The organism is Streptomyces sp. NPDC096152, assembly GCF_044763235.1.
In the GTDB taxonomy this organism is placed as follows: domain Bacteria; phylum Actinomycetota; class Actinomycetes; order Streptomycetales; family Streptomycetaceae; genus Streptomyces.
The window spans coordinates 256,768-278,244 of sequence record NZ_JBIWFW010000010.1 but is presented as its reverse complement, the minus strand read 5'-3'; the positions used below and the strand labels follow the sequence as shown (position 1 = coordinate 278,244).

17 protein-coding genes are annotated in these 21,477 nt (G+C 73.3%); 6 read left to right on the top strand and 11 right to left on the bottom strand.

The features are described 5' to 3' along the window. The 4 genes from ACIQ9G_RS31690 to ACIQ9G_RS31675 form a co-directional block, all read right to left on the bottom strand. The coding region (locus ACIQ9G_RS31690; protein ID WP_359471226.1) for a flavodoxin-dependent (E)-4-hydroxy-3-methylbut-2-enyl-diphosphate synthase at positions 1–290 on the bottom strand (290 nt) is incomplete at its 3' end. A 169-nt stretch (positions 291–459) separates the two neighbouring features. Continuing rightward, positions 460–1,764 carry a M50 family metallopeptidase gene (locus ACIQ9G_RS31685; protein WP_403616447.1) on the bottom strand — a complete coding sequence of 435 codons (1,305 nt, stop codon included), beginning with the start codon at positions 1,762–1,764 and terminating at the stop codon, positions 460–462. Next, complete coding sequence (dxr, locus tag ACIQ9G_RS31680; protein ID WP_403616445.1) at positions 1,761–3,023, bottom strand: 1-deoxy-D-xylulose-5-phosphate reductoisomerase; 1,263 nt, start codon at positions 3,021–3,023, stop codon at positions 1,761–1,763. Before dxr ends, ACIQ9G_RS31685 begins: the two co-directional genes overlap by 4 nt. Before the next feature lie 155 nt (positions 3,024–3,178). Continuing rightward, entirely contained in the window at positions 3,179–5,119 is a 1,941-nt protein-coding gene (locus tag ACIQ9G_RS31675; protein WP_403616444.1) for an acyl-CoA dehydrogenase family protein, read from the bottom strand. 533 nt (positions 5,120–5,652) lie between these two features. Between ACIQ9G_RS31675 and ACIQ9G_RS31670 the strand changes: the two genes are divergently transcribed. Then, positions 5,653–7,098 carry a sugar transferase gene (locus ACIQ9G_RS31670; RefSeq protein ID WP_403616442.1) on the top strand — a complete coding sequence of 482 codons (1,446 nt, stop codon included), beginning with the start codon at positions 5,653–5,655 and terminating at the stop codon, positions 7,096–7,098. A 395-nt stretch (positions 7,099–7,493) separates the two neighbouring features. Here the strand turns inward: ACIQ9G_RS31670 and ACIQ9G_RS31665 are convergent, their stop codons facing one another. Then, entirely contained in the window at positions 7,494–8,465 is a 972-nt protein-coding gene (locus tag ACIQ9G_RS31665; protein WP_403616439.1) for a GDP-L-fucose synthase family protein, read from the bottom strand. Between the two features lie 105 nt (positions 8,466–8,570). On the opposite strand from ACIQ9G_RS31665, the gene gmd reads away from it, so the two are divergent. From gmd to ACIQ9G_RS31650, 3 genes are all read left to right on the top strand, one after another. After that, on the top strand, positions 8,571–9,584 hold the full coding sequence (gmd, locus tag ACIQ9G_RS31660) for a GDP-mannose 4,6-dehydratase (protein WP_403616436.1): 1,014 nt from the start codon (positions 8,571–8,573) through the stop codon (positions 9,582–9,584). 119 nt (positions 9,585–9,703) lie between these two features. Beyond that, on the top strand, positions 9,704–11,974 hold the full coding sequence (locus tag ACIQ9G_RS31655; protein ID WP_403616433.1) for a LamG-like jellyroll fold domain-containing protein: 2,271 nt from the start codon (positions 9,704–9,706) through the stop codon (positions 11,972–11,974). Beyond that, positions 11,971–12,624 carry a hypothetical protein gene (locus tag ACIQ9G_RS31650; RefSeq protein ID WP_403616430.1) on the top strand — a complete coding sequence of 218 codons (654 nt, stop codon included), beginning with the start codon at positions 11,971–11,973 and terminating at the stop codon, positions 12,622–12,624. The genes ACIQ9G_RS31655 and ACIQ9G_RS31650 overlap by 4 nt, the downstream gene beginning before the upstream one ends. 134 nt (positions 12,625–12,758) lie before the next feature. On the opposite strand, the gene ACIQ9G_RS31645 is transcribed toward ACIQ9G_RS31650, so the two are convergent. Continuing rightward, entirely contained in the window at positions 12,759–13,880 is a 1,122-nt protein-coding gene (locus tag ACIQ9G_RS31645; protein WP_403616427.1) for a glycosyltransferase, read from the bottom strand. Continuing rightward, positions 13,877–14,443 (bottom strand): WcaF family extracellular polysaccharide biosynthesis acetyltransferase, encoded by a 567-nt coding sequence (locus tag ACIQ9G_RS31640; protein ID WP_403616424.1) that lies wholly within the window; start codon positions 14,441–14,443, stop codon positions 13,877–13,879. The genes ACIQ9G_RS31645 and ACIQ9G_RS31640 overlap by 4 nt, the downstream gene beginning before the upstream one ends. A gap of 94 nt (positions 14,444–14,537) precedes the next feature. Here ACIQ9G_RS31640 and ACIQ9G_RS31635 point away from each other — a divergent pair, with 94 nt between their 5' ends. After that, complete coding sequence (locus tag ACIQ9G_RS31635) at positions 14,538–16,040, top strand: hypothetical protein (RefSeq protein WP_403616421.1); 1,503 nt, start codon at positions 14,538–14,540, stop codon at positions 16,038–16,040. Here ACIQ9G_RS31635 and ACIQ9G_RS31630 read toward each other — a convergent pair. Genes ACIQ9G_RS31630 through ACIQ9G_RS31620 form a run of 3 tightly spaced genes read right to left on the bottom strand, consistent with a single transcriptional unit; the run spans position 16,000 to position 20,080 of the window. Beyond that, positions 16,000–17,229: a hypothetical protein gene (locus tag ACIQ9G_RS31630; protein WP_403616418.1), complete on the bottom strand. Its 1,230-nt coding sequence runs from the start codon at positions 17,227–17,229 to the stop codon at positions 16,000–16,002. The two genes, ACIQ9G_RS31635 and ACIQ9G_RS31630, sit on opposite strands and share 41 nt — an antisense overlap. Next, on the bottom strand, positions 17,226–18,854 hold the full coding sequence (locus ACIQ9G_RS31625) for a lipopolysaccharide biosynthesis protein (RefSeq protein ID WP_403616415.1): 1,629 nt from the start codon (positions 18,852–18,854) through the stop codon (positions 17,226–17,228). Before ACIQ9G_RS31625 ends, ACIQ9G_RS31630 begins: the two co-directional genes overlap by 4 nt. Next, entirely contained in the window at positions 18,851–20,080 is a 1,230-nt protein-coding gene (locus ACIQ9G_RS31620; RefSeq protein WP_403616470.1) for a glycosyltransferase, read from the bottom strand. Before ACIQ9G_RS31620 ends, ACIQ9G_RS31625 begins: the two co-directional genes overlap by 4 nt. A gap of 212 nt (positions 20,081–20,292) precedes the next feature. On the opposite strand from ACIQ9G_RS31620, the gene ACIQ9G_RS31615 reads away from it, so the two are divergent. Continuing rightward, entirely contained in the window at positions 20,293–20,745 is a 453-nt protein-coding gene (locus ACIQ9G_RS31615; RefSeq protein ID WP_403616412.1) for an adenylyltransferase/cytidyltransferase family protein, read from the top strand. Here the strand turns inward: ACIQ9G_RS31615 and ACIQ9G_RS31610 are convergent. Then, positions 20,708–21,427, bottom strand: coding sequence for a CDP-alcohol phosphatidyltransferase family protein (locus tag ACIQ9G_RS31610; RefSeq protein ID WP_403616409.1), 720 nt, complete (start codon positions 21,425–21,427; stop codon positions 20,708–20,710). The two genes, ACIQ9G_RS31615 and ACIQ9G_RS31610, sit on opposite strands and share 38 nt — an antisense overlap. Between the last annotated feature and the right edge of the window lie 50 nt (positions 21,428–21,477).

Here is a 21,477-nt window from a genome sequence, read left to right as displayed (position 1 = left end):
TGAATGTCCGCGATCACCGGGATCTGCGACTTCCGCGCGATCGTCGCCAGCGCGTCCGCGTCGTCCTGCGTCGGACACGCCACCCGCACGATCTGACACCCCGACGCCGTCAGCTCCGCGATCTGCTGCAACGTCGCACCGATGTCCGACGTACGCGTCGTCGTCATCGACTGCACCGACACCGGCGCGTCCCCGCCGACCGCCACGGATCCGACCTGGATCTGCCGGCTCTTGCGGCGCTCGGCGAGCTTGGTCGGAACGGACGGCATGCCGAGAGAAATCGCAGTCATCTGCTGTGCAACCCCAAGTCGTGGATCAGGATCCGGCCCCGTCAGCAGCGGGCTCCAGGCTTCGAGATTACGGCACGGCGGGTCGCCCGAGCACATCCCGCCCGGCAAACCCACTCAATGGAAGACGGCCGGGCAGGAACCCTGCCCGGCCGCCACGAACGCCGCGTGACTACGAGATGCGCACGGGGTTCACCACGTCCGCGATCAGGACGAGGAGGGTGAAGCAGACGAAGATCCCGGCCACCACGTAGGCCACCGGCATCAGCTTGGCCACGTCGAACGGGCCCGGGTCCGGGCGCCGCAGGACCCTGGCCACCTGCCGGCGCAGGGCCTCCCACACGGCGCCCGCGATGTGCCCGCCGTCGAGCGGGAGGAGCGGGAGCATGTTGAAGAGGAACAGGGAGAGGTTGAAGCCGGCGACCAGCATCACGGCCATCGCGAGCTGCTGGCTGGGCGGGATGTCCAGGGTGAAGATCTCACCGCCGACGCGGGCCGCGCCGACCACGCCCATCGGGGAGTCGGGCGCCCGGGGGGCGCCGTCGAAGGCCGCGTTCCACAGGGCGGGGATCTTGGACGGCAGTGCCGCGAGGGAGTCGACGGCGTCGCCCACCCGGTCGGTCATCCACGTCACGGACTGCCCGAAGTCCTGCTTGACCACGCCGGTGGCCGCGCTGAAGCCGAGGAAGCCCGCCTTGACGTACTGGCCCTGGACGTAGGCGCCGCTGGAGTCCTTCTTCGCCACCTGGTTGGTGGCGATCCTGGCGTGCAGGGTCAGCTCGCGGCCATGGCGGTCGACGACGATCGGGACGTCCTTGCCCGCGCTGACGCGGATGCGGTCGGAGAGCGTGTTCCAGTCCTCGGTGCGCACCCCGTCGAAGGAGAGGATCCTGTCCCCCGGCTTCATGCCGGCGGCCTCCGCCGGGGAGGCGGGGTCGGACTTCTTGCAGGTGTCGCGGTTCTGGCTCTGCGCGATGACGCACGGGGAGATGGAGCTGACCGTGGTGGTCTGCTGCTGGAGGCCGAAGCCCATGAGGACGGTGAGGAACAGCGCGACGGCGAGGATCAGGTTCATGAAGGGGCCCGCGAACATCACGATGATCCGCTTCCACGGAGCGCGTGTGTAGAACAGGCGGGACTCGTCGCCGGGCTGGAGCTCCTCGAAGGCCGCCGACCGGGCGTCCTCGATCATGCCGCGCCAGGGCGAGGTGGAGCGTGCGCTGATCCGGCCGTCCTCACCCGGCGGGAACATGCCGATCATGCGGATGTAGCCGCCGAGCGGAACGGCCTTGACGCCGTACTCCGTGTCGCCCTTCTTCCGCGACCAGACGGTCGGGCCGAAGCCGACCATGTACTGGGGCACGCGGATGCCGAAGAGCTTGGCGGTGGACAGATGCCCCAGCTCGTGCCACGCGATGGAGACCAGCAGGCCGATCACGAAGACGACTATGCCGAGGATCATCATCAGGGACGTCATGCACGCGCCTCCGCGGTCGCCGTCTGCGCTGTCAGTTCGCGGGCCCGGGCCCGGGCCCAGGTCTCCGCTTCGAGGACGTCCGGCACGGTCAGGGAAGTTCCCGTATTGGGTGTGCCGTGCTCCTCGACCACTCGTGTCACGGTGTCCATGATCCCGTTGAAGGGCAGCGCTCCGCGCAGGAACGCGTCGACGCATTCCTCGTTCGCCGCGTTGAACACGGCCGGGGCGGTGCCCCCGAGCCCGCCCACGTGCCGGGCGAGGCCGACCGAGGGGAAGGCCTCGGTGTCGAGAGGGAAGAACTCCCAGGTCGAGGCGGTGCTCCAGTCGAAGGCGGGCGCGGCGTCGGGGACGCGTTCGGGCCAGCCGAGGCCGATGGCGATGGGCCCGCGCATGTCGGGGGGCGTCGCCTGGGCGAGTGTCGATCCGTCCGTGAATTCAACCATCGAGTGGACATACGACTGCGGGTGCACGACGACCTCAATGCGGTCGAAGGGAATGTCGTACAGCAGGTGCGCCTCGATGACCTCCAGCCCCTTGTTGACGAGGGTGGCGGAGTTGATCGTGATCACCGGGCCCATGGCCCAGGTGGGGTGGGCGAGGGCGTCCTCGACGGTGACGTCCGCCAGCTCCTCCCTGGTCCGGCCGCGGAAGGGGCCGCCGGAGGCGGTGACGACGAGTTTGCGCACGTCGGCGCGGGTTCCGGCGGCGAGGGCCTGGAAGAGGGCGGCGTGCTCGGAGTCGACCGGGATGATCTGGCCGGGCTTGGCCACGGCCTTGACCAGCGGGCCGCCGACGATGAGCGACTCCTTGTTGGCGAGCGCGAGGGTGCGGCCCGCCTCCAGGGCGGCGAGGGTCGGGGCGAGACCGATGGAGCCGGTGATGCCGTTGAGGACCGTGTGGCAGTCGGAGGCGGCGAGCAGGGTCGCGGCGTCCGGTCCGGCGAGGATCTCGGGGAGCGGCTCCGTCGTCCCGTACTGCGCGCCGAGCGCCTCGCGCAGCGCCGGTACGACGTCCTCGCGGGCGACGGCGACGGTCCGCACGCGGAGCCGGTACGCCTGCTCGGCGAGGAGGCCGACCCGTCCGCCGTTGGCGGAGAGTCCGGTGACCCGGAAACGGTCCGGGTTGCGCAGCACGAGGTCGGTGGCCTGGGTGCCGATGGACCCGGTGGAACCGAGGATCACCACGTCCTTGGGGCCGTCTCCGGCGACGGGGTCGAAGACGAGGTGCGGGTCGGCGAGAGGGGATGGGCTGTCGCTCATCCCCCCATTGTGGCCGCATCCGCGGCCCGGGAGGACAGCGCGTCCCCCGGGAGGGTGGCGGGCGCCGCCGGCACCGGGCCGCCCCCGGCGCCCGTGGCGGGGCGGCCCGGGGGCGGGGGCGGTGGTGACCGCGAGGGGGCGGGGTGCGGGGGCTGCTACGGGATGGGGCGGTGCAGGTTCTCGTGCCGGCTCGCGCCGGGGGCGGCGTCCGCGATCCAGGGGCCGTCGCCGGAGGGGTCGATGACGCCCTGCTCCAGCCACTCGTAGGCGCCGCCGAGGACTCCCTTGACGACCTTGCGGTCGACGTCGTCGGTGTTGGTCCACAGCCGGTCGAAGAGTTCCGCGACGCGGATGCGGGCCTGGCGGCAGAAGGCGTCGGCGAGCTGGTAGGCCTCGCGTCCGTGGTCGCCCTGGCCGCGCAGGAGTTCGGCGCGGACGCAGGCGGCGCTCATCGCGAACAGCTCGGCGCCGATGTCGACGACCCGGCCCAGGAAGCCCTGCTTGGTCTCCATCCGGCCCTGCCAGCGGGACATGGCGTAGAAGGTGGAGCGGGCGAGTTTGCGGGCGTGACGCTCGACGTACCGCAGGTGCGTGGAGAGGTCGACGTGGCCCGCCGGGTGGAACTCGGCGTACGAGCGCGGGAGCTGGCCCGGGCCCGCGACCAGCTTCGGCAGCCACTTGGCGTAGAAGACACCGGCGTTGGCGCCGGCCCGCGCCTTGTCCGACAGGGACTTGCCGGGGTCGATGAGGTCGCCGGCGACCGACAGGTGCGCGTCGACCGCCTCGCGCGCGATCAGCAGGTGCATGATCTCGGTGGAGCCCTCGAAGATGCGGTTGATGCGCAGGTCGCGCAGCATCTGCTCGGCGGGGACCGCGCGTTCGCCGCGGGCCGCGAGGGACTCGGCGGTCTCGAAGCCGCGGCCGCCGCGGATCTGGACCAGCTCGTCGGCCATCTTCCAGGCCATCTCGGAGCCGTAGAGCTTGGCGAGGGCGGCCTCGATGCGGATGTCGTTGCGGTTCTCGTCGGCCATCTGCGAGGAGAGGTCGAGCACGGCCTCCAGCGCGAAGGTGGTGGCCGCGATGAAGGAGATCTTCGAGCCGACCGCCTCGTGCAGGGCGACCGGCTTGCCCCACTGCTCCCGGGCCGCCGACCACTCGCGGGCGATCTTCAGGCACCACTTGCCGGCCCCGGCGCACATCGCGGGCAGCGAGAGCCGGCCGGTGTTCAGGGTGGTCAGGGCGATCTTCAGGCCCTGTCCCTCCTCGCCGATGCGGTGCGCGGCCGGGACGCGGACCTGGTGGAAGCGGGTGACGCCGTTCTCGATGCCGCGCAGGCCCATGAAGGCGTTGCGATTCTCGACCGTGACGCCCTCGGAGGCGGCCTCGACGACGAAGGCGGTGATGCCGCCTCGGTGCCCCTCGGACTTAGGCACCCGCGCCATGACGACGAGGAGGTCGGCAACCACCCCGTTGGTCGTCCACAGCTTGACCCCGTCGAGGACGTAGTCGTCCCCGTCCGGGACCGCCGAGGTGGCCAGGCGTGCCGGGTCGGAGCCCACGTCGGGCTCGGTGAGGAGGAAGGCCGAGATGTCGGTGCGGGCGCAGCGCGGCAGGAAGGTGTCCTTCTGCTCCTGGGTGCCGAACATCTTCAGCGGCTGCGGTACGCCGATCGACTGATGCGCGGAGAGCAGGGCGCCGATCGCGGGGCTCGCCGAGCCGGCCAGGGCCAGGGCCTTGTTGTAGTAGACCTGGGTCAGGCCGAGGCCGCCGTACTTGGTGTCGATCTTCATGCCGAGGGCGCCGAGCTCCTTGAGCCCGGTGATGACCTCGTCCGGGATCCGCGCGTCGCGTTCGATGCGGGCCGAGTCGATCTTCGTCTCGCAGAAGTCGCGCAGCTTCGCGAGGAACTCCTCGCCACGCTGGGCGTCCTCGTCGGCGGGCAGCGGGTGCGGGTGGACGAGGTCCAGCCGCAGGCGGCCGAGGAACAGTTCCTTGGCGAAGCTGGGCTTGCGCCAGTCCTGCTCCCGGGCGGCCTCCGCCACCTGGCGGGCCTCACGCTCGGTGACGCTGGGCCGGTTGCTCGTTGGTGCGGGCATGAGGCTCACCTCGCCGCGAATAGGGATCTGGGGGCTGTACGTTACTGACCGGTCCTACTGGATCGTATGTACCCGATACCGGGTGGACCCACCACCCCTCGGGCGGGACGCTCGCGGTCGGCCGTCTGTTTCGGGGTGGTTTCACCCAGCATCACGTGACCGTGGCGTGAAGGCCAGTTGTGAACTTCTTCACCGGATTCCTATGAATTTCTCGAAAACGCCAGTGAGCGTGCGCAGTTGTGCCATAGGGTCCTCGATCACTTGGGCACGTCCGTTCGGTGGGGAACGGCAGGAGACGGACGGGCCCGTGACGGCGACGTATGGCTGGGGGGCACATGCGGGATGTCGGCGTGTCGGAGTCTGCCGGGGAACCGGGGGCTCAGGCGTCCGGGAACGGGACCGGGACGACGCGGACGGCCAGAACGACCGGAACGAACGGACTCGACGGGGAAACGATTCGGCGAAGAGGCCGAACGGGTGATGGCACGGCCCACCGGCACCGGACGGACGGCGGTACGTCCGACTGGGACCGAATGGGTGACGGCCCGGCCGGCGGGCACCGGCCGGGGGACGGCAAGGCCCGCTGGTACCGGCCGCTCGCCGTGCTCACCGACACCTGCGGGATCGGGGGCCCGCTGGCCGTGGCTCTGGAAGCCGACGGCCGGGACCTGCCGCTCGTCGGCGGGCTGCTGGGCGCGGCCGTGTGGACGGCCATCCGGGCGATGCGGCGCCGCTACGCCGTCCAGCGCCTCGGGGAGTCGTGGGGCGTGCTGGCCGCCTTACGCGACTGGGTGCTGCTGGCCGGGGTCCTGGCGCTGGCGCTGATCCTCTCCGGTGTGGAGAACGGGCCGCGGCCGAGCCTGACGCTGGCCGCGCTGGTGCCGGGGCTGCTGACCGCGGCGGCGGTGGCGCCGATGACGAAGCTCCATCTGAACCGGCAGCGGCGCGAGGCACGCGCGGTGCGCCGGGCGCTGGTGGTGGGCGAGCCGGCCGCGGTGGACCATGTGGTCGGACGGCTCGCCTCGCGCACCGACCACGCGTACGTGGTGGTGGGCGTGGTGCCGGTCGGCGACCGGGCCGTGCGGTGCGGGATGCCGGTGGCGGGCCGGCTGGCGGACACCGCCGCGGACGAGGTGCAGGACGCGGACGAGGTGCTGCGGGCCGTGGCGGACTCCGGCGCGGACGTGGCCCTGGTCGCGCCGGGCCTGCGGATGACCGGCGAGCGGCTGCGGCACGTGGGCTGGGCGCTGCACGGCGCCGGGCTCCAGCTCGCGGTGGTGCCGGGTCTCACGGAGGTCGCCGAGGCACGGGTGCGGCCCACCACGGCGGCCGGACTGACGGTTCTTCAGGTCACCCCGCCCGCCCAGCAGTTCGGGCAGCCGTGGCTGAAGTCGCTGCTCGACCGGCTCGGGGCCGCGCTCGGGCTGCTGGTGCTGTCCCCGGTGTTCGGGGCGCTGGCGCTGGCGGTGCGCGGCTCGTCGCCGGGGCCTGCCTTCCACCGGCAGACGCGCTGCGGGGCCGGCGGTCGGCCGTTCACCATGTGGAAGTTCCGCACCATGGTCGCCGACGCGGAGGCCCACCGGGCCGAACTCACGCGCTCCGGGGCCAACCAGCACGACGGGCACATGTTCAAGATGCGCCGCGATCCCCGGGTCACACCGCTCGGCGCCGTGCTGCGCCGGCTGTCCCTGGACGAGCTGCCGCAACTGCTCAACGTGCTTCGGGGTGACATGTCCCTGATTGGGCCGCGTCCGCCGCTGCCCGACGAGGTGGCCCACTACAGCCCGACGGAGCTGCGGCGGCTGGCCGTCAAGCCGGGCATGACCGGGCTGTGGCAGGTCAGCGGGCGGTCGGACCTGTCCTGGGACGAGACGGTCGCGCTCGACCTCTGGTACGTCGACAACTGGTCGGTCGCCACCGACGTGGAGATCATGACCCGTACCCTGCGCGCCGTCGTCGACGGCCGCGGGGCGTACTGAGGGGGCGGCCGGTGCCCCGCACCCTTTCCGGGCCGCCGCACGCCCCGCGCGCCGGCGCCGGGTCCCCGGGCACGCGCCCGACCCGGCCCGGGGGGAGGGCCGCGCGCCCAACCGGCGCTGACGTCACGGCCGTAGGCCACTCCCGATCCGGAGCCGCGGCCGCGTACCCGGCCGGCCCCGAGATCGCGGCCGCACGCCACACCCGCTCCGGAATCACGGCCACGAACCGCACCCGAACCGGAGGCGCGGCCACGAGCCGCACCCGAACCGGAGGCGCGGCCGCGCGTCGAAGTCCTGCCGGGGCCGTGGCCGCGCACCGCGTCCACCCCCCGGTCACGGCTCCTCGCAGCCGCTCCGGGGCCCCGGCCGCCGGACGGGGCCCCGGAGCGGGGCGGTCAGGTTCCGTGCCGGTGCTCCAGCCACCACGCGTAGGTCGAGGCGATGCCGTCGCGCAGGGAGACGGCGGGCTTGAAGCCGAGGGCGGTCAGGCGGGAGACGTCCAGGAGCTTGCGCGGTGTGCCGTCGGGCTTGCCGGTGTCCCAGACGATCTCGCCCTGGTACTCCGTCACCTCCCGCACGATCGAGGCCAGTTCGCTGATCGGCAGGTCCTCGCCGCAGCCGATGTTGACCGGGGTGTCGGCGTCGTAGCGCTCCAGCAGCAGCGCGCAGGCCGCGGCGACGTCGTCGACGTGCAGGAACTCGCGGCGCGGGGTTCCGGTGCCCCACAGCACGACCTCGGGGGCACCGGTCTCGCGGGCCTCGTGGAAGCGGCGGACGAGGGCCGGCAGCACGTGCGAGGTGGCCAGGTCGAAGTTGTCGCCGGGGCCGTAGAGGTTGGTCGGCATGGCACTGACGTACGAGGCGCCGTACTGGCGGCGGTAGGACTGGACCTGGGTGATGCCGGCGATCTTGGCGATGGCGTAGGCCTCGTTGGTCGGCTCCAGCGGGCCGGTGAGCAGCGACTCCTCACGGATCGGCTGCTCGGCGAGCTTCGGGTAGATGCAGGACGAGCCGAGGAACAGCAGCCGCGGCACCCCGGCGGCGTGCGCGCCGGCGACGACGCTCAGCTGTATGCGCAGGTTGTCCTCCAGGAACTGCACCGGAGAGGTGCTGTTGGCCATGATGCCGCCCACCTTGGCGGCGGCCAGCACGACGGCGTCCGGACGGACGTCACGCAGGAAGGCCTCGGTGCGCGCCGCGTCGCGCAGATCGAGCTGCTCCCGGCCGCGGGTGACCACCTCGTGCCCGTCGGTCTGGAGCCGGCGGGCCACCGCGGACCCGACCAGGCCGCGGTGACCGGCGACGAACACACGCGCCGGACGCGGGAGCAACGGGGTCGTGGGCTTGAGCGAAGCGTCAGCTGTCATGCGCGGATTGTGCCAGCGGCCGGCGGGCCCGTGGGACGTTCCACGGGAAGTCAGGTCAATTCATAGGAAAACGCGACCCGTTGGTCGCGTCGGAGGGGGTACTGCATGGGCAAGTCGGCACTCATCACCGGGGTGACCGGGCAGGACGGCTCTTATCTCGCGGAGCTGCTGCTGAGCAAGGGCTACACCGTGCACGGGCTGATCCGCCGTTCGTCGAGTTTCAACACCGAGCGGATCGACCACATCTACCAGGGGCCCGACGAGCCGGAACGGTCCTTCGTCCTGCACCACGCCGACCTCTCGGACGGGGTGGCGCTGGTGAACCTGCTGCGCGACCTCAGACCGGACGAGGTCTACAACCTGGGCGCGCAGTCCCACGTCCGCGTCTCCTTCGACGCTCCGCTCTACACGGGGGACGTCACGGGCCTCAGCACGATCCGGCTGCTGGAGGCGGTACGGGCCAGCGGCATCGAGACCCGGCTCTACCAGGCCTCGTCGTCGGAGATGTTCGGCGCGACCCCTCCCCCGCAGAACGAGCGGACGCCGTTCCACCCGCGCAGCCCGTACGGCTGCGCGAAGGTCTTCGGCTACTGGGCGACCGTCAACTACCGCGAGGCGTACGACATGTTCGCGGTCAACGGCATCCTCTTCAACCACGAGTCCCCGCGCCGCGGCGAGACCTTCGTGACCCGCAAGATCACGCGTGCGGTGGCCCGGATCAAGGCCGGTCTGCAGGACCGTCTCTACCTCGGCAACCTCGACGCGGTGCGCGACTGGGGCTACGCGCCCGAGTATGTCGAGGCGATGTGGCGGATGCTCCAGCGCGACCGGCCCGACGACTACGTGGTGGCGACCGGCGAGGCGGCGAGCGTCCGGCAGTTCCTGGAGGTCGCCTTCTCCCACGCGGACCTGGACTGGACGGAGTTCGTCCGTTACGACCCCAAGTACGAGCGGCCCAGTGAGGTCGACGCGCTGATCGGGGACGCCTCCAAGGCGGGCGAACTCCTCGGCTGGAAGCCCTCGGTGAGGGTGCGGGAACTGGCCCGGATCATGGTCGACGCCGATGTGGCCCGACTGGAGGACGAGTTGGCCGGCACCGCCGTCCGCGTGGACCGCTGAGGCACGGCTGCCCGCCGCCCCACGCGCGCCGCTTCCCCCACCCCACCCCACCCCACACATCCCAGGGACGCCCCCCACGCAGCACCACGTACCACCCACTCGCACGGCTAGGAGAAGGAATGCACCGCAGATCCAAACAGCCCGGACTCCCCGGCCGCAGGTCCAGACACCGCCGGAGCCTCACCGCGCTCGCCGTCGCGTGCGCCGCTCCGCTGCTCTGCCTGCCGCTCACCGCCACCGACGCCGGCGCGCTCACTCCGCCGGTGTCCCTGACCGCCGACGACCTCTCCACCTGGCAGACGAACGGCGTCGTGTACGCCCTCGCCCAGGCGGACGGCACCGTGTTCGCCGGGGGCACCTTCTCGGCGATCCGCCCCGGGGGCACCGACGCCGGGGACGCCGCGGAGCGGTCGGCGGTGAACTTCGCCGCGTTCGACGCGGCGACCGGCGCGCCCACCGGCTGCTCGCTGTCCTTCACCGTCGGCAGCGGTACCGCCACGGTCCGGGCGCTCGCGGTGTCCCCGGACGGCAGAACTCTGTACGCCGGCGGGTACTTCGGCGCCGTCAACGGTGTCGGCGCGAGCAGCCTCGTCGCCATCGACATCGCCAGTTGCACGCCCCGCTCCGACTTCCGTCCCTCGGTCCCCGCGACCGTGCGGGCGCTCGCCGTGACCGGCTCGACGGTGTACTTCGGCGGCGACTTCACCAGCGTCAACGGCAGCACCCGGCAGCGGTTCGCCGCCGTCGACACCGGCGGCGACCTCACCTCCTGGACCGCGAACGCGGACGCTCCGGGGCGGGCGGTGGAGGTCACCGCGGACGGGCAGCACGTGGCCGTCGGCGGCGACTTCTTCACCGTCAACGGCAGCGACTCGCACGCCCTGGCCATCACCGACGCCACCAGCGGCGCGGTGACCCGGGCGTACCCGCGGGGCTTCTTCCCGGACACCTCCGTCGTCAAGGACATCACCGCCGACGCCACCGGCGTCTACACCGCCAACGAGGGCACCGGCGGCGGCGTGTTCGACGGGCGGACGGCGTTCGAGCCGGACACCTTCGCGCAGCGCTGGCGCGACACCTGCCTGGGAGCCACCCAGGCCCTGCAGCTCTACAAGGGCCTCGTCTACAGCGCCTCGCACGCGCACGACTGCTCCTCGATGGGCGAGTACCCGGACGGACAGCGCCGCCATCTGCTCGCCGAGGGCGTGGACGACCCGCACCTGGTGGGCTGGGCCCCGGACACCAACGACGGCATCGGCGAGGGCATCGGCCCGCGCGTGTTCGCCCTCGCCCCCAAGAGCGGGACGGACTACCTGTGGGTGGGCGGCGAGTTCACCACCGTCAACGGCACCGCCCAGCAGTCCCTGGCCCGGGTCTCCTCCGGCCCGGACACCGGCGCGCCGACCGTGCCGCAGGTGCGGGTGGAGAGCCTCGATCCCGGCAAGGTCGCCGTCCACTGGCGCTCCAGCTACGACACCGACGACAGCGACCTGACGTACCGGATCTACAAGGACGGGGGCACCACCCCGGTCCAGGAGATCCCGGCGTCCTCGCTGCCGTGGTCGCGCCCGCAGCTGACCTGGACGGACCCGGACGTGGCGGCCGGGGAGACCCACTCGTACCGGATCAGCGCCTCCGACGGCACCAACACCTCCGGCAAGTCGGCCGCGCAGTCGGTGCAGGTGGCGTCCGCCGCGGCCGCGTACCCCTCGGCCGTCCGCGGTGACGGCGCATCGCTGTACTGGCGCTTCAACGAGACGTCGGGCGCGTACGCGGCCGACAGCTCCAGCGGCGACGACAGCGGTGTGCACTGGAACGCGCCGAGCCAGGCGGTCGCCGACGCGGCGGCCGGGTCCGGCTCGTCGGTCGGCTACACGGGCTCGCAGAGCGAGTGGACGTACAGCGACAAGCTGCACAGCGCTCCGTCGGCGTTCTCGCTGGAGCTGTGGTTCAAGACCACGTCCACGAGCGGCGGCAAGCTCATCGGCTTCGCCAACAAGGTGCAGCTGGTCTCCAACCGCTACGACAAGCACGTCTACATGACCAACGGCGGGCAGCTCGTCTTCGGCGTCTACCCCGGGTCGGTCCGCACCATCAGCACCCTGCAGGCGTACAACGACGGCAAGTGGCACCACGTGGTCGCCACCGAGGGCGGCGACGGCATGAAGCTGTACGTCGACGGCTCGCTGCGCGCCTCCAACCCCCTCGTAACGGGCAACGAGCCGGGCTCGGGCTACTGGCGGGTCGGCGGTGACAACCTCGACTCCTGGACGAGCAAGCCGACGAGCCGGTACTACACCGGCCTGATCGACGAGGTGGCTGTGTACGGCAAGGTCCTGTCGTCGAGTCAGGTGCTCGCCCACTACAAGCTCGGGACGGGCGCTTCATGAAGAGAAGTGCGCTCGCGGTACTTTCCCTCCTGCCGCTGCTAGCCGCCTGCGGCAGCTCGGGCGGAGGCGGGCCGCGCCCCGCGGCGGCCGGGAGCGGCACCCCGCTCACGGCCGCTCCGGCGGTGTCCGCCCCGGCGGCCGGCGCTCCCGCGGCGACGCCGTCCGGCAAGGCGCCGGCGGGCGGCGCCGCGCGGGGCCCGCGGCACACCGTGCCCGACGGGAAGATCACTCCGGCCACGGGGTCGTTCACGAAGAAGGAGAAGAAGTACCTGGCGGGCCGGGTGCCCGAGGGCACCGATCCGGCGGCGATCCTGCAGGCCGGGCAGGACACCTGCGACCGGCTGGCGTACACGGCCAAGATCGACCGGGATGCGGCCGTCGGCGCGGTCATCGCCGGTGACATCAAGGGGGCCGAGGCCGCCGTGGACGGCCTCTGCCCGGATCTGAAGCCGCTCGTCGCGGCCACCCGGGGCGGCTATCCGGACGGCACCCACACCGCTCCGGCACCGGGCACCTACCGGGCGCTGACCCCGTCGAAGGACTGCTCCTGGTCCCTCGACGGCGCCGGCGGCAGCACGCACACGATCACCGTGCGGAAGGGCACCAGGACCTTCACGTCCACCGGGTGCTACGCCTGGGCCCGCGCCTGACCCGTCCCACCGTGGGGGCCGCCGCCCGGCGGCCCCCACATGACGGACGTACGGCGGTGCCCGGCCGTCCCGTCACACCCGCTCGGGGCCCGCGCGGACCGTGTCCGGCGGGTGCCCGCACGCGGGTGCGGGCGTCAGGGGCGGGAGAGGGAGCCGTACAGCGTGTGGAGGCGGTCGGTCACCGCGTCCAGGGAGAAGGACGTACGGGAGAGCTGCCAAGCCGCCTGCGAGGCACGGTCGTTGGCGTCCGGGTCCAGGAGGGAGAGGATCTCCCCCGCGAGGTGGTCCGGGGTGCGGGCGACGCGGCCGGCGCCGGAACGGGCGAGGTCGTCGGCGAGCCCGTTGGTCGGCGTGACCACCGAGGGCACGCCCACCGACAGCGCCTCCAGGACCGACATCGGGAACGGTTCGTCCACCGAGGGCAGTACGTGCACATGGCTGCGGCGCAGTTCGCCGAGGACGGCGCCCGGGGCGAGGGTGCCGAGGTAGTCGACGGAGCCCGCGACGCCGAGGGACGCGGCCAGCTTCAGCGCCGTGTCCAGCTCGCCCTCGTCCGCCCCGGCCAGCACGAAGCGGGCACCGGGGTGCCGGCGCAGCACCTCGGGGGCGGCGGCGACGAAGTCCGCGGGACGTTTGCGGGCCTGCATCCGGGCCAGGTAGAGCAGCCGGGGCGGCCCGTCCGGGCGGGGGCGGCGCTCCTGCGCGGGCACGCCGTTGACCAGCCGTACGTGGTTGCCGGGATCGGTGCCGCCCAGCACGGCGTCCAGGGCCTTGCGTTCGTACGACGTCAGATGCAGGAGCGCGTCCGCGCGGCGCAGCACGCGGCGGACGGCCACCGCGTCGAGCAGCCTGGCGAGGATCTTGTCGCTGGGGTCGACCATGCCGTGGGTCTGCACCACCAGCGGCCGGCCGGCGCTCAGCGCGGCCAGCGCGACCGGCAGGGTGACCAGGTCGCGGGCGAGGTGCACGTGGACGACGTCGGCGGCGCGCACCAGGCGGCGGGCGCCGGCCAGCAGAGCCGGCGAGGTGATCCCGCTGAAGCCGGCGCCGGGCAGGACGCGGCGGGCCGGGTAGAGGCGGGCGGGGCGGCCGTCCACGTCGGACGGGAGCGGCCCGTCGAAGCCGGAGCCGAGGGCGACGATACGGCTGTCGACGCCGCGGGCGGCGAGGCCCGCGGTGAGGTTGACGGCGACCCGGACCGGGCCGCCGAAGGCCTGCGTGGGCGTGTGCAGGGTGACGGCGTGCAGGGCTCTCACGGGGTGCGCTCCTTCGCGTCCGGGTCCCGCACGGGCTCCTTCAGCGGGCGGGTGCCCTGCGCCGTGTGGAGGGTCAGGTCGGGCAGGTCGCGGGCGAGGACCGTGCCCGCGGACACCACCGCGTGCCGTCCCACCGTCACGCCCGCGAGCACCGTGGCCCGCGCCGCGATCCACGCGCCGTCCTCGACGCGGATGGGTGCGTTGCGGTACCGGAAGTCGGTGGTGCGGTGGTCGTGGCTGCCCGTGCACAGCAGCGCCTCCTGGGAGACGCAGACATGGGCGCCGATCGTGACCGGCTCCAGGTTGAGCAGCCAGGCGCCCTCCCCGATCCAGGTGTGGTCGCCGACGGTGAGCTTCCACGGCCACAGCACGCGGACCCGGTGCCGGATCAGCACGCCCTCGCCGATCCTCGCGCCGAAGGCCCGCAGCAGCGCGACGCGCAGCCGGGCCGGGCAGAACCAGGCCATGAAGAGCGTGTTCAGCACGCAGAACCACAGTGCCTGGGCGACGATCCCGCGCCCCTTGTCGTAGCCGGACAGTGTGAACGTTCGCAGATCGCGCAAGAGTTCCCCCTCCTCCGCGCTCCACCCTAGGGATTCCCCCCTCGGCTCGCACACGAATCCGTAGACTCTGTGAACGAAGGGCGGAGGGGGGCTTATGGCGGCGGGAACACCGGCTGCCGGATCACCGGCTGGCGTAAGGCCGTTGCGCACCGACCCGGCCGAGGCGCGGCGCGGTTCACGGCGCGGGGCCCTCCGGCGGGTGCTGGCCCTGCCGCTGGTCCTGGGGCTGACCGTACTGCTGCCCGCGTTCGTCACCCTGCGCCAGGGCGCGGGCCTGCGCGACCAGGCGTACTGGCTGCAACTGGTCCTCACCGTCTACGCGGGGGCCCGGCTGTCCGCGATGATCCTGGGCCGGCACCGCAAGCTGCTGCAGGGCACTTTCTGGCTGTTCGTCTACATGGCCATGGGCATCGCCCCGCTCGCCCAGGCCGTCATGGGCAAGTACCCGGTGCCGGTGGCCGGTTCGCGGTCGGACCTGGCGCTGGCCGTCGGGCTGGTGCTGGTGGCGTGCGCCGCTTTCGACGCGGGGGCGCTGCTGGTGCGGCCGGGGGTGCGGCCGACCGCGCGCACGGTGTTCCGGCCCGCCACGGTGGCGCGGCGGCGGCTGGCGGTCCTGGTGGCGCTGGCGTTCGCGGGCAGCGGGCTGTTCGTGGTCAAGCTCGGCGGGCTCGGGGTGTTCTTCGCCAGCCGGATGGAGATCACCCAGTCGATCGACAGCAGCGGCGTGGGCGACGGCGGTTCGCAGGCGGGCACGGCGATGCTGCGCGGCTTCGGCACGGTCCCGGCGCTGCTCGCGCTCATGGTGGTGACCCGCTGGCTGATCACCTCGCCGAGGGCCCGCCGGCGCCCGCTGCCCTGGCTCACGCTGGCCGCCCTGACCGGTCTGAACGCGATCGTCAACAACCCGATCTCCAACCCGCGTTACTGGTTCCTGACCGTCCTGCTGGCCCTGTTGTTCACCGTCTTCCCGCAGAGCCCCGCGATGTACCGGGCGGCCCTGTCGCTGGGTGTCGCCGCCGCCGTGCTGATCTTCCCGTTCGCCGACCGGTTCCGCTACGACAGCGCCAACACCCCCGCCGCCGCCCGGACGTCGTCGGTCCTCGACCCGCTGGTGCTCAAGGACTACGACCAGATGGCGATGTTCGCCAACACCATCACGTACGCCGACGCGGGCAACGGCCACACCTACGGGCGCCAGCTGACCGGCTCCGCCCTGTTCTTCGTGCCCCGGTCGGTGTGGACGGCGAAGCCGCGGGACACCGGGGTGATGGTGAGCGAGTGGATGGCGGCGGCCAACACCAACCGCTCCTCCCCGCTGTGGGCCGAACTGTGGCTGGACTTCGGGGCGGTGGGCATGGTCGCCGGGTTCGGGCTGATCGGCTGGGTGGCAGCCCGGGTGGACCGGCGCTACGCGCACCGGGTGGTGCGTGCCGGACCGGCGAGCATCCTCACCCTCGCCGTGCCCCTGGTGGCCGGCTACTCCTTCATCCTGCTGCGCGGCCCGCTGCTGCAGGCCTCCGGGCGGATCGCGATCGGGGTGCTGTGCCTGGCGCTGATCACGACACTGCGTCCGGAGCGGTGGCGGCAGCTGCACTGACGGCCGCGGGCCGGCCGGGCGCCCGCACGGCCCGCAGCCAGGCCGCCGCGCCCTTGAGCACCGAGCCCGCGCACAGGCCCCAGGCGGCGCCCTCGACCCCGGCCCAGGCGTACCCGGCGAGCAGCAGCCCGGCGGACACCGGCGAGAACACCAGCTGCACGGGCAGGGTGGTGCGGGGGGCGAGCACCCGCAGCGCGAGTAGCCCGCACACGCCGAACGCCATCGCCGCGTACTGGGCGCCGGTGGCCGGCAGGACCCGGGCCGCCGACTCCCAGGTGTCGCCGAGGAGTTGACGGCCGTAGCGGGTGGGCAGCGCGTACAGCACGGCCGCCCATGCGGCGGCGAGGGCGGTGAGCGCCCCGCCGGCGGCCAGCGCCGCGCGCCGGGGCGCGGGGTGCCGGCCGAGCAGCGGCGGGCCGAATCCGGTGGCCGCGTTGAAGGCCACGTTCAGCGGCCCGAACAGGGTGGTCGCGCCGCGCAGCGCGCCGACCGCGAGCGGGGTCGCGAACAGGCCGAGGGCGAGGACGGCGAGCTGGCTGGTGGCGTTGCCGACGCCGAACTCGACCAGGAAGCGGCGGCCGAGATGGCCCCGGCCGACGTAGCGCCGGAGGTCGGTGCCGGCGCCCCGGACGTAGGGCCGCAGCAGGACCAGGGCCAGCAGCAGGGCGGGCAGCGCGGACAGGCCCCACACCAGGGTGGCGCGGGCGGCGGAGGCGCCGCCCGGCTGCGCCGCCAGCAGCGGCAGCGCGGCGCCCAGCCGCAGCAGGTCCGTGGCCAGCGCCAGGTGCGGTCTGCGCAGCACGGAGAAGCAGTAGCGCAGGGTGTCCTGGGTGAGCGTCACCGGCAGCACGAGACCGAGCGCCCCGTACACCGCAGCGTCCGGGGAGAGCAGGGCGGAGCCGCCCGCGAGCAGCGCGCCCAGCACCGCGGAGGCGCTCGCCGTGAACGCGGCCGCGCCGCGGCAGGCCCGCCCCAGGGTCTCCGGCTCACCGCGGTGCAGCACCAGCTCCTGGCCGACGTACGCCCCGAAGGCGCCGAGCAGCACGGTGAAGACCACGTACGCCGTGGCGAACACGGCGAAGGTGCCGGCCTCGCTGTGCCGGGCGACCAGGACCAGGACGGCGATGTTGGTGAGCGCGCTCACCGCCTGGTCGAGGACCGAGCACAGGACGGCCGTGCGCGTCCTCACCGGGTGCCCGAGGTCAGGGTGTCCCGGGTGACGGTCTCGGTGGGCAGCGCCCGCGCCCGGGCCGGGGCGGCGGTGGCACCGGCACCCCGGCGGCGGCCCTTGCGCGCGCTTCCGGCCGGGTGCAGCACGGCGCCGAGCACCTGGCCGCCGGCCCCGTCGATCAGCTCGCGGACGCGCTCCAGCGCGGTCCGCGCGGTGGTGCGCGGGTCGCACACGACGACGACACCGTCGACGCGGTCGACGAGCGCGAGCGCGTCGGCGTAGGACAGCACGGGCGGGGCGAGGACGACGACCGTGGTGTTCGGGGCGTCGGCCTGGTCGATGAGGCGGGTGGTGGCCGCGGAGGTGAGCGTGCGGGCCACGTGCGGCACCCGGGTGCCGGGGACGAGTTCGAAGGTGCCGGACTCCCCGGCGTCCACCGTGATGTGCCGGCCCGCGGGCCACGGATTGCCCTCGGCGGTGCGCCCGTTGGCCCATCCGGCGCGTGCGCCGGGCGCCTCGGGCAGCCGCCCGTCGAGCCCGGGGCGGCGCAGGTCGGCCTCGACGAGCAGGGCCGACATGCCGGTCTCGGCGAAGCAGGCGGTGAGGTTGACCGCGACGGCGGCGGCGGTCGTGCCCTCGCCGTTCGGCTCGACCACCAGCAGCCGCCGGCGGTCGGCGAAGTGCCGGTCGTAGGCCAGCCGGAAGGCCACCGAACGGTACTGCTCGGCGAGGGCGCCGTCCGGGGCGAGAAGCGGCTCCTCGGGCGCCTTCGGCAGGGCGCCCAGCACGGGGGCGCGCAGCGCGCGGGCCACGGTCTCCGCGGAGCGGGCCGCCGGGTCGAAGATCATCCGCAGCCAGGCGCCGAGCAGGCCGAGGGCCAGGCCGACCACCCCGCCCAGCGCGATCAGCAGCGGAGTGCCGAGGCCCTCCGCGCCGGTGGGCGGCTCGGCGGTGACGGTGACGTAACCGGGCGTGGTGTCCAGTGCCTTGAGCTCGCTGATGCTGTTGGTGAGCTGGGTGATCTGGCTGAGCAGATTGGCCTGGGCGGCCAGCACGGTGCTCTTCTCGGTGTCGCCCTGGAGCCGGTCGATCTGCTTCAGCAGGTCCTCGCGCTGCTTGGCGAGCGGGTTCAGCTGGTTCTGGTAGCCCTTGACCATCGTGGCGACGGTGCCGGCGGTCTGCTTCTCGCGGTAGTCGAGGTAGGCCCCGGCGAAGGCGTTGGCGCCCCGCGCGGCCGCCCGCGGGCTGCCGGCGACGTAGCTGAACCTCAGCACCAGCGTGTCCGGCGGGTTGGTGACCTGAAGATGGCTCTGCAGGTCACCGACGTCCGCCGGGCCCCGGCCGAGCTTCAGCGCGGCGCGCGCGGCCACCGCGTTCCCGGCGGCCGTCTGCCGCTCGCTGCCGATGTTGACCTGCTTGTCGACGGAGATCCCGCTCGCCGCGTACGGGTTGATGGTGGCCGCCCGGACGAGCACCTCGCTGGAGGACTCGTACGTCGGTGCCGAGCCGAAGGCGAACCAGCCCCCGGCGAGCAGCCCCGCGATCAGGCCGCCGGCCACCAGGACGCGGTGCCGCAGGACCTGCTGCACCTGGTCGCGCAGGAGCTCCGGCTCGTCCTGCTGCCCGCGTGCCTCTTCGTTCATGCGCGTGCCGCTCCTTCGTGCGCGGTGGTGCCCTGTTCCAGTGCCTCGGCGAGCAGGCCGTCCAGGCGGCCGAGGCCGGCCGCGCGGCTGAGCCGTTCGTCCACGTACGCGGGGCCGCGGGACCCCAGCCGGTCCGCGGCGGCGGCGTCCGCCGCGAGGTCCCGTACCGCCTTCAGCAGGGCGGCCGGGTCCTCCGGCGGGACCAGCACGCCGGCGCCCGAGCGGCGCACCTCGTCGGCCGTGCCGCCCTCGGCCGCGACCGAGGCGAGGACCGGGCGCCCGGCGGCGAAGTAGGAGGTGAGCTTGGACGGCACGCTCATGTCGAGCACGGAGGCCCGCTGGGTGACCGCGAGGACGTCGGCGGCGGCGAGGACGTCGGGGAAGTCCGCCTCCTCCGCGGGCGGCAGGAAGCGCAGGTTGGGCAGGTCGCCGGCCCGCTCACGGAGGGCCGCGCGCTGGTTGCCGTCGCCCATGAGCACGAAGTCGACGCCGGGGTCCAGGCGGGCCGCGTCGACGAGGACCTCCAGGCCCTGCTTCAGGCCCATGTTGCCGGAGTGCAGCACCACCGGCCGGTCGCCGGACCATCCGAGCCGGGCCCGCGTCTCGGCGCGCGGGCGCGAAGGACGGGCCACGTGGGACCAGTTGGGCACCAGCCGGATGCGGGACGGGTCGACGCCCATCGCCTCCACCCGGGGCCGGAAGCTGTCGTGGATCACGCCGACGAGGGTGGCCCGGCCCAGCGCGTACCGCTCGGCGCGGGCCGCCACCGCGGCCGCCCGGTCGCCGCCGCTGATGCCGCTCTGCGCGGCCGCGGCGCCCATCAGGTCCTGCACGACCGGCACGAAGGGAACCCCGTGGCGGCGCGCGATCCGCGCGGCGGCCACCGCGCCCGCCAGGCTGGGCATCTGCGCGACGACCGCGTGCGGGCGGGGCATCCGGGGCGGCGCGGCGAGCTGGTGGGCGAGCAGGGAGGCCTCGAACAGGGCCCGGCGCACGGCGGTCTGGCGGGCGGGCACGGTGTGTCTGCGCCGGTGCACGGTGACCCCTCCGCGTCTCTCCGTGGTCCGCCAGAAGCCCGCGTACTCGGGGTCGAGCCGCCAGGACGGGTAGTGCGGCATGCCCGCGAGGACGTGGGTGTCGGCGCCGCGGGCCGCCCAGTGCTCGGCGAGCTGGGTGGCGTACGGGCCGATGCCGGTGTGCTCGGGCGCGTAGTTGGTGGACACCAGCAGCACACAGCGGCCGGTCAGGTGCGCGTGTTCGCCGTGCTCGGTACGGGCATGCTCGGGCTCGAATCCGGTCAACGCCGGTCCCCTTCCCCCCAGAAGCGATCCTCGCCCACCTTAACCGTTCACCGGATCTCCAGGTGGGCTTCACAGTAAGGTCGGTGGACCATCAACTGCCCTTTGGCGGATTGACGTTCACTGTGGGGGGAGAACGCATGGTCCATCGTGTCGGTTATGCACCCGGGGTCTACGACCTGTTCCACATCGGCCACTTGAACATCCTCCGGCACGCCCGCAGCCAGTGCGACTACCTGGTCGCCGGCGTGGTCTCGGACGAGATGGCCGAACTCGCCAAGGGACGCGCGCCCGTGGTCCCGCTGCCGGAGCGCCTGGAGATCGTGCGCAGCGTCCGGCACGTGGACGCCGCGTTCGTCGAGACCGTCCCGGACAAGCTGGAGACCTGGCAGCAGGTCCGCTTCGACGTCATCTTCAAGGGCGACGACTGGCGGGGCACCGAGAAGGGCGAGCGGCTGGAGCGCGACTTCGCGGCCGTCGGCGTGGAGGTCGTCTACTTCCCGTACACCGTCCACACCTCCAGCACCCTGCTGTCCAGGGCCCTGGACGCGCTGGTCACGCCGGGTTCCGGGGAAGCGCGGACAGCTCCCTGAACCACTTGGCGAGGAACGCCACGAGGAACAGCGCGTGCACGGCGGCGAGGACGGCGTACGCCCCGCGGAACAGCCGCGGCTCGCCCAGCGTGAGGAACACCAGGCAGAACACCCCGTAGTCCACCGGCAGCAGGGCCACGGACCGCAGCCGGGAGGGCGGAGCCGCCGGGGTGCCGGCCGGGGTCCGGCCCCGCTTGAGCTGCTCGGTCAGCAGACCGGCGCAGAAGGTGAGCACGGCCGCGAGCTGGAAGGCGAGCGGCAGCAGCAGCCAGCCGGCGCCGGGAAGGCCGAAGAAGCGGTAGAAGGAGATCAGCACCGCGGAGTGCAGCGCGACCATCTTCGCGCAGTCCACCACGTGGTCCAGCCACTCCCCGGCCGGGCCGCCCTTCCCGGTCAGCCGGGCGAGCTGCCCGTCGGCGGAGTCGAAGGCGAAACCGACGGCCAGGGCGGCGTACACCGCCAGCGCGAGCGGCCACGAGGGGCGGGCGAGAGCCACCGCCGCGATGCCGGTGAAGGTGAACGCCCCGCTGACCAGCGTGACCTGATTGGGCGTCAGCCCGAGCCGGTACGCGCCGGCCGCCAGATACCGGCCCGCGGGCCGGTTGACGTACCGCGAGTACAGCGACACGCCCTTCGCCGACTTCTGCGCCCCGCGCAGCTCCCCCAGCACCGTCGTCCCCACGAGCCCCCCTCGCCTCCCCGTAGCGTCCCCGCCGTACCCCCGGCGCGGCA

Excerpts from the sequence above, each read along its gene's own strand:
- ACIQ9G_RS31635 (WP_403616421.1), top strand. The coding sequence starts at position 14,538 with ATGGCGGCGGGAACACCGGCTGCCGGATCACCGGCTGGCGTAAGGCCG.
- ACIQ9G_RS31655 (WP_403616433.1), top strand. The coding sequence starts at position 9,704 with ATGCACCGCAGATCCAAACAGCCCGGACTCCCCGGCCGCAGGTCCAGA.
- ACIQ9G_RS31670 (WP_403616442.1), top strand. The coding sequence starts at position 5,653 with ATGGGTGACGGCCCGGCCGGCGGGCACCGGCCGGGGGACGGCAAGGCC.
- ACIQ9G_RS31675 (WP_403616444.1), bottom strand. The coding sequence starts at position 5,119 with ATGCCCGCACCAACGAGCAACCGGCCCAGCGTCACCGAGCGTGAGGCC.
- gmd (WP_403616436.1), top strand. The coding sequence starts at position 8,571 with ATGGGCAAGTCGGCACTCATCACCGGGGTGACCGGGCAGGACGGCTCT.
- ACIQ9G_RS31685 (WP_403616447.1), bottom strand. The coding sequence starts at position 1,764 with ATGACGTCCCTGATGATGATCCTCGGCATAGTCGTCTTCGTGATCGGC.
- ACIQ9G_RS31650 (WP_403616430.1), top strand. The coding sequence starts at position 11,971 with ATGAAGAGAAGTGCGCTCGCGGTACTTTCCCTCCTGCCGCTGCTAGCC.
- dxr (WP_403616445.1), bottom strand. The coding sequence starts at position 3,023 with ATGAGCGACAGCCCATCCCCTCTCGCCGACCCGCACCTCGTCTTCGAC.
- ACIQ9G_RS31615 (WP_403616412.1), top strand. The coding sequence starts at position 20,293 with ATGGTCCATCGTGTCGGTTATGCACCCGGGGTCTACGACCTGTTCCAC.
- ACIQ9G_RS31665 (WP_403616439.1), bottom strand. The coding sequence starts at position 8,465 with ATGACAGCTGACGCTTCGCTCAAGCCCACGACCCCGTTGCTCCCGCGT.
- ACIQ9G_RS31625 (WP_403616415.1), bottom strand. The coding sequence starts at position 18,854 with ATGAACGAAGAGGCACGCGGGCAGCAGGACGAGCCGGAGCTCCTGCGC.